5 protein-coding genes are annotated in these 7,650 nt (G+C 62.2%); 1 reads left to right on the top strand and 4 read right to left on the bottom strand.

Annotation, left to right across the window (positions count from 1 at the left end; genetic code table 11):
- Positions 1 to 30: 30 nt before the first annotated feature.
- Positions 31 to 2,673, bottom strand: a complete 2,643-nt coding sequence (ppc, locus tag M0534_RS10330) for a phosphoenolpyruvate carboxylase (RefSeq protein ID WP_248568344.1) — start codon at positions 2,671 to 2,673, stop codon at positions 31 to 33.
- Between the two features lie 232 nt (positions 2,674 to 2,905).
- Positions 2,906 to 4,666, bottom strand: coding sequence for an isocitrate dehydrogenase (NADP(+)) (gene icd, locus M0534_RS10325; protein ID WP_248568343.1), 1,761 nt, complete (start codon positions 4,664 to 4,666; stop codon positions 2,906 to 2,908).
- A gap of 286 nt (positions 4,667 to 4,952) precedes the next feature.
- Between icd and M0534_RS10320 the strand changes: the two genes are divergently transcribed.
- Positions 4,953 to 5,720: an exodeoxyribonuclease III gene (locus tag M0534_RS10320; RefSeq protein WP_248568342.1), complete on the top strand. Its 768-nt coding sequence runs from the start codon at positions 4,953 to 4,955 to the stop codon at positions 5,718 to 5,720.
- Positions 5,721 to 5,766: 46 nt separating this feature from the next.
- On the opposite strand, the gene M0534_RS10315 is transcribed toward M0534_RS10320, so the two are convergent.
- Both M0534_RS10315 and trxB read right to left on the bottom strand, forming a co-directional pair.
- Positions 5,767 to 6,093 carry a glutathione S-transferase N-terminal domain-containing protein gene (locus tag M0534_RS10315; RefSeq protein WP_248568341.1) on the bottom strand — a complete coding sequence of 109 codons (327 nt, stop codon included), beginning with the start codon at positions 6,091 to 6,093 and terminating at the stop codon, positions 5,767 to 5,769.
- 529 nt (positions 6,094 to 6,622) lie between these two features.
- Positions 6,623 to 7,582, bottom strand: a complete 960-nt coding sequence (trxB, locus tag M0534_RS10310; RefSeq protein ID WP_248568340.1) for a thioredoxin-disulfide reductase — start codon at positions 7,580 to 7,582, stop codon at positions 6,623 to 6,625.
- Between the last annotated feature and the right edge of the window lie 68 nt (positions 7,583 to 7,650).

Here is a 7,650-nt window from a genome sequence, read left to right as displayed (position 1 = left end):
TCTTTAAACGTTACACGTAAAACGCAATAGTTATCCCGTATTCCGCATACCAGCGGCGATGCCATTGATGGCCACCATCAGCGCCTTGCGCAGATCGTCCTCGTTGCCATGCCGGACACGGTGCAGGAGTTCCACCTGCAGGCGGTTGAGCGGGTCGACGTAGGGATTGCGCACGTCCACCGAGCGGCGCACGACCGGGAAATCGTCCAGCGGCCGTTCATGGCCGCTGATTGCCAGCACCTTGTCCAGCGTCTTGCTGAAGCGGGCGCGGAGATCCGCCCCCAGGGGCCGCAACTCCGGCGGTACCAGGCGCCTGTCATACTGTGCGGCGACTTCCGGGTCACCCTTGGCCAGCACCATTTCCACCATGTCGACAAAGGCCCGGAAGAAGGGCCATTCCTGGAACATGGTACGCAGTTCCTCGGTCAGGTCCCGCTGATAGGCTTCGTCCAGTGCCTCACCGACGCCCAGCCATGCCGGCAGCAGTAGCCGGGTCTGAGTCCAGCTGAAGATCCACGGAATCGCGCGCAGCGTCTCCACCCCGCCACCGGTCTTTCGGCGTGCCGGCCGTGAACCGATGGTCAGTCCGGCGATCTCCTGCTCCGGCGTCGCCGAGCGGAAGTAGTCAACGAAGCCTTCCGTCTCGCGGACCATGCCACGATAGTTCTTCGCCGCGACCTCCGCCAGCAGGTCCATGGCATCACGCCATTCCTGCTTCGGATCCGGCGGTGGCTGCAGCGTCGCCTCCAGCACGGCAGTGGTGTAGAGCTCCAGGTTGCGTAGTGCGATGCCCGGCATGCCGAACTTGGCCTGTATCACCTCGCCCTGTTCGGTGACGCGCAGGCTGCCGCTGACCGAGCCCGGTGGTTGCGACAGGATGGCCGCATGAGTCGGCCCGCCACCACGACCGATGGAGCCGCCGCGGCCGTGGAACAGGGACAGCTTCACGCCCTGCCGGCGGCAGCAGGCAAGCAGACGTTCCTGGGTCTGGTACAGGGCCCAGGCGGCGGTCAGGTGGCCGGCGTCCTTGCCCGAATCCGAGTAGCCGATCATGACTTCCTGATGACTGCCGATATGGCTGCGGTACGCATCGATGGAGAGCAGGCGTTCCAAGGTTTCCTCGGCGCCTTCCAGGTCATCCAGGGTCTCGAACAGCGGCACCACCGGCATGCGGGTCTTGACGCCGGCCTCCTTCTGCAGCAGTTCGACCGCCAGGATGTCGGACGGCTTGGAGGCCATGGAAATGATGTAGGCGCCGAGACTCTCGGCAGCCTGTTCGGCAATGACCTCGAAGGTGTCCAGCACCTCGCGGACATCGTCGTTGGCCTCAAAATGATGCGGAATCAACGGCCGCTCGCTGCCCAGCTCGCGGATCAGGAAGTCCTGGCGTTGCTGTTCATCCCAGTCGCGGTAGCTGCCGAGGCCGATTGCCTGGGTAATGGCATCAAGTGCCTCGGTATGGCGGTCCGCTTCCTGGCGGATGTCGATGCGCATCAAGGTCAGGCCGAAGCAGGCGACCCGGCGCAGGGTGTCCAGCAGGTTGCCGTCGGCGAGCACGCCGGCGCCGCAGCGATGCAGCGAGTGGTAGCACTCCTTCAGCGTGGTCAGCAGTTCGTCGGTCTGCAGGTAGACTTCGCCTTCCGGCGCGTTGCGACCTTCCAGGCGGGCCTCGACCCAGCGGATGGTCAGGCGCATGCGGGCGCGCACCCGCTTCAGCAGCACCCGGTAGGGTTCCCAGGCATCACCGACCTTCTCGCGCAGGTCCTCGTCCATGCACTGCACGGACAACTCGTCCACCAGGGTGTTGATATCGCGTTCGTACTGGGTTGCCGCCATCCAGCGCGCCAGCAGGCAGGACTGCCGAGTTACCCGGGCCGTGACCCGCGGATTGCCGTCCCGGTCGCCGCCCATCCATGAGCCAAAGCGGATCGGGGCCGCGTCCAGTGGCAGGCCCTTGCCGGTATGCTTGTGCAGGGCCCGGTCCAGACGCCGGGCATTGCGCGGGATAGCGTTCCACAGTGTCTGCTCCACCACCGCATAGCCCCAGCGGGCCTCGTCCAGTGGCGACGGCCTGCGTTGCCGGATCTCGTCGGTGAACCAGGCGGACGTGACCTCGCGCTTGAGGTCCGTTTCCAGATCCTCGCGTTCCTCCGGCGTCAGGTCCTGGCGATCCTGCTGGTCGAGCAGGCGGGCGATGCGGTTGTGTTTCTGCAGCAGGGTACGCCGGGTGATCTCGGTCGGATGCGCGGTCAGCACCAGGCCGATCTGCATGTCGCAGGCAGCCCGGTGCAGCGCATCCGGATCGGTGCTGCTCGCCAGCCGCGACAGGGTGTCTTCCAGCGAGCCGCGGGCCGGGCGCGATTCCGGATCCATGGCCCAGGCACGGCTGCGACGCACGCGGTGATGCTGCTCCGCGATATTGGCCAGGTTCAGGAAATGCGAGAACGCCCGGGCAATGGGCATGATCATGTGATCATCCAGTCCGGTGAGCGTCTGTTCCAGCTGCGTTGCCGCTTCCGTATCGCCGGCGCGCGCGTCTTTGGCCAGCATGCGCACCTTCTCTACGGTGTCGAACAGTTCCGCGCCGCCTTGCTCGCGCACGGTCTGGCCCAATAGGTCGCCCAACTGCCGGATGTTCTCCCGCAGTGGAAGATCGGTGTCCTTGGTGGTCATGAAAGCCCCTCGGGGCGCCGCAAGACGCCCCTGCGACCGATTCGTCGGTCCTTGTGATTAGTCTGTGTGCCCGGTAACAGGTCTGTATCGCCCAGAGGGCTGGGCTCCTGCCTGGTCATTCGCCGCCGCGTCATCGGCGCCGCAGGAGCCGAGCCTTCTCGGTGACCAACCCACGTTCGGGTACGTGATCGCCCAAGGGCCCGGGCTCCTGATCGTCCGGAGGGTCGGGTTTCTACTCCGGTAATCCGAACTGCTCGACGCTGGCAAAGATATCGGTGTCGGATATGATTCCGATCGGTTCCTGATCCTTGTCGATGACCGCGACGCGCCGAATGTTCGAATTGGTCATCTTCTCGGCGCATTCCTGCAAGGTCATGTCCACCGGCACGGTGACCAGTGGCTTCGAGGCCACCTCGGTGACACGGGTGGTTTTCGGCGTGCGGTTGGCGGAAACTACCCGGCTGAGCACGTCGCGCTGGGTCATGATGCCCCACTGGCCGTCCTCTCCGGGGCGCGCCATGATGCTGGAGATGTGTTTCTCGCGCATCAGGTGCATCGCATCCTCGACAGTGGTTTCCGGCGGTACCGAAACCGGCGTCGGGTTCATCAGGTCGCCGACCGTGTGCGGCGTGCGGCCGGAGGCGATCATTTCATCCAGCGGCGAGGAGACACGGCGCATTTCGCGCACCTTTCGGTCCTGCTTGATGGCCTGCTCGCGTTCCTGGCGATACTGCTCGATATCAAGGCCGCCACGGATCTGGTCAATGATGGCATTGCCGAACTGGCTGGTCTTGACCTCCGACGCCCCCTCGATCTGGCGGGCGAAGTCGTAGGTGACGATGCGGCTGGTGACTACCTCCTGATAGGCAGCAGTGATCAGGTCGGCCGCTTCCTGCCAGCCAATGTGTTCCAGCAGCATGACCCCGGAAAACAGCAGCGAGCCGGGATTGACCTTGTCCTGGCCGGCATACTTCGGCGCCGTGCCGTGGGTCGCCTCGAAGACCGCGACGTTATCGCTCATGTTGGCGCCGGGTGCGATGCCGACCCCACCGACTTCGGCGGCCACCGCGTCCGAGAGGTAGTCGCCGTTCAGGTTCATGGTCGCGATCACGTCGAACTCGTTGGGGCGCAGCAGCATCATCTGGAAGATGATGTCGGCGATGCGGTCCTTGATCACCACCTTGCCTTCCGGACGCTTGCCGCCGTACGTGCTGTACAGCTCCTCCTCGGTGATGGTCTGGTCCGGGAATTCCTCGCGGGCAAGTTCATAACCCCAGGTACGGAATGCACCCTCGGTGAACTTCATGATGTTGCCCTTGTGCACCAACGTCACGCTTTCGCGGTTCTGTTCGATGGCGTACTGGATGGCCTTGCGCACCAGCCGCTTGGTGCCGAATTCGGATATTGGCTTGACGCCGAGGCCGGCATCGTCGAAAAAGCTTGCGCCCATTTCATCGCGCAGGAATCGGGCAAGCTTCCGGTTTTCGTCACTGCCGGACTGGTACTCGATGCCGGCATAAACGTCCTCGGTGTTCTCGCGGAAGATGACAACATCCACGTCTTCCGGCTTTCTCAGCGGCGAAGGTACGCCTTCGTAATGGCGCACCGGGCGCACGCAGGCATACAGGTCAAGTTCCTGGCGCAGGGACACATTCAGCGAACGAAAACCGCCGCCCACCGGCGTGGTCAGGGGGCCCTTGATGGAGACCAGAAGATCCTTCAATGCTTCCTTGGTCTCGTCCGGAAAGTAGTCGCCGTCATAGATTCCGGCGGCCTTCTCGCCCATGAACAGTTCCGCCCAGTGGATCTTGCGTTCGCCGCCATACGCTTTTTCCACCGCCGCGTCCCAGACGCGCATCGATGCGCGGGTGATGTCGGGGCCAATGCCGTCACCTTCGACGTAGCCGATGATCGGATTGTCCGGCACCTTGAGTCTGCCGTCCTCGACCGTGATCTTCTGTCCGGTTTCGGGGTAACGGATCTGGTTCTCCATGAGTCCTCCCTGTGTGGCCCCAGATGTGCGCAGGGGCTTGTGGCCCCGGCCCGGGTGACTGACGAGGCCCGGTTTGCGACCTCGTTCAGGGAAACGCCGGTTGATGTCTGGATTTCCATCCGAAACCGGCCTTGCTCGGTTGGTCGGCGTCTCCTTCGGTGGCAAGAGTATAGGGAAACAGCCGGTCGTTCGCATGTTCGGGCGGTGTTTCGGCGGTTCCCAAGTGGATCACTGCGGGGTAGGGTTCGGCGCGTTTCAGTGTTTCCCTGGGTCAAGGAGCCTGTCCATGCGCGTCATTAGTCTGAACTGCAACGGAATTCGTGCCGCCGCCCGCAAGGGGTTTTTCGATTGGTTGCCAAGGCAGGATGCGGATGTCGTCTGCCTGCAGGAGATCAAGGCCATGGAGGATCAACTCGATGAGACCTTTTATCCGCAGGAATTCCACTGCTATTACCACTCGGCGGAGAAGAAGGGCTACAGCGGTGTCGGCCTGTACGCCCGGACTCGTCCAGACGAGGTCATTGTCGGCCTCGGTTGGGACGAATTCGATGCCGAGGGGCGTTGCATCGAGGCCCGGTTCGGTAACTTGTCCGTGATCTCCCTGTACATGCCCTCAGGCTCGTCGGCAGACGCAAGACAGCAGGTCAAGTATCGGGTCATGGACCGCTTTTTCGAGCAGATGCGTGAATGGGGTGCGAGCGGCCGCGATTACATCATCTGCGGTGACTGGAATATCGCGCATCGACGCATCGATATTCGAAACTGGCGTGGTAATCAGAAAAACTCCGGCTTTCTTCCCGAGGAACGCGCCTGGATGGATCGTGTGTTTGATGAACTGGGCTGGGTGGACAGCTTTCGCTTTCTTTACCCGGAAAGGGAGCAATACACCTGGTGGTCCAATCGTGGCCAGGCCTGGACAAATAACACGGGGTGGCGGATCGATTACCAGATCGTCACCCCGGGGCTGGCTGAAACGCTACAGCGCTCGGCAGTCTACACCGACGAGCGCTTCTCGGATCACGCCCCTCTCACTGTCGACTACGATCACCCATGACGATTGGGTGATCGCGTCGCATCGCCATATCGAAACCCGCGCTTGTTCAGGTAAAGCGCTGTTCCAGATACGCGATGATTTCTTCCGCATCACAAAGCCAGCGTGGTTCCTTGCCCTGCTCCTGGATAATCAGACACGGCACGTCCTGTCGCCCTGTGCCATGAAGCAGGTGATCGCGAAACGCACTGACGTTGCGGATATTGCGAAGTTCGACACGCAGGCACAGACGCTCGATCAGGCGAATAATGCGAATGCAGGTGTCGCAACTTTCATAGAAGTAGAGGGCGAGGTGGGCGGATTCCTGGTTTACCTGACGCTGCTTCTCCGGCGGACGTTTCACGTACTGCGGATTCAGTGGGCTGGTTCCCATCATTTTGTATGCGTCTAAACCTCTCGTATTCGTTTGGATTACTGCGGTTTTGCCGCGTTATCCTCCCTGAGTTTCCCGGTCCGGGGTTACCGAGCCGGGGCGAAAAGTTTCTTACGTAAATTATTGTATTTTCCGGAAGGAATCTCAAGTGAAAATTCCTCAGCAGCCTTGTGACGCAGAGGAACAAGGAAAGGGAAAGTGTTCAGTGATTCAGTGTTCAGGTGGGGCGCCCCTGAACACTGAAACCTGAATCACTGAAAACTAGCCTTCTAGGGAGACACTGATTTATTCCCGCGTCTGCGCCCGAGACCGGTTTTGGTCATCTGGCAAGGCGCGGTGCCGGTTCGGTAGCCGTAGCTACCGGGCCGGTGACGCAACGCCGCCAGGGGCCAAAACCGGCCGGGCCCTTCGGGTTGGGCCGCATTTTTCCCGACTGCTGCGTTGCGCTGCTTGACCGCAGAATGACTGCGGCGCTGCGCGGCGCGCCTTGCCTCGGAAAAAATGCGGACTCCAACGCAGGCGTGTGAATAACTCAGTGTCTCTCTAGCTGATCCAGATACCGTTCGGCATCCAGCGCCGCCATGCAGCCTGCGCCCGCTGAGGTGATTGCCTGGCGATAGACGTGGTCCATCACATCGCCGGCGGCGAAAACGCCGGGGACGCTGGTGGCCGTGGCGTTACCGTGCAGGCCGCTTTGCACCTTGATGTAGCCGCCTTCCATGTCGAGTTGGTCCCTGAAAATCTCGGTATTCGGCGTGTGACCGATCGCAATGAATACCCCGGCCACATCGACGTCCCGCTTTTCGCCGCCATCGGTCGGCGCCAGTCGCATGCCGGTGACGCCGGAGTCATCACCCAGCACTTCGTCGAGGGTGTGGTTCCACAGCGTTGTCACCTTGCCGGCATCGCGTTTCTCGAACAGCTTGTCCTGCAGAATCTTTTCGGAGCGCAGCGTGTCGCGCCGGTGGACCAGGGTGACGTGGTCGGCAATGTTGGACAGGTACAGGGCCTCTTCCACCGCGGTATTGCCGCCGCCAACGACAGCCACATGCTGGCCCTTGTAGAAAAAGCCGTCGCAGGTCGCGCAGGCGCTGACGCCCCTGCCCATGAACGCCTCTTCCGAGGGCAGGCCGAGATACCGTGCACTGGCGCCGGTGGCAATGATCAGCGCATCGCAAGTGTAGGTGCCCGCATCGCCTTCCAGCACGAACGGCCGCTGGCCCAACTTGACCGTATGAATGTGATCGAACAGCACCTCGGTGCCGAAGCGCTCCGCGTGGGCCTTCATCCGGTCCATCAATGCCGGCCCCTGCAGGCCCTCGACATCGCCGGGCCAGTTGTCGACGTCAGTGGTTGTGGTGAGCTGCCCGCCCATTTGCAGGCCGGTCACGAGCACCGGTTCGAGGTTGGCGCGGGCCGCGTAGACAGCGGCGGTGTAACCTGCCGGGCCGGAGCCGAGAATGAGCAGGCGCTGATGTCTGGATTCCGTCATTATTGATTGATCCCGTGGCATGTGTTTTTAAGGAAACACTGCTCTGTTCCCGCGCCTGCGCCCGGGAC

It is taken from the genome of Methylonatrum kenyense, assembly GCF_023195885.1.
GTDB lineage: Bacteria > Pseudomonadota > Gammaproteobacteria > Nitrococcales > Aquisalimonadaceae > Methylonatrum > Methylonatrum kenyense.
The sequence above is the reverse complement of the archived record's forward strand: the minus strand, read 5'-3'. Positions and strand labels throughout refer to the sequence as shown.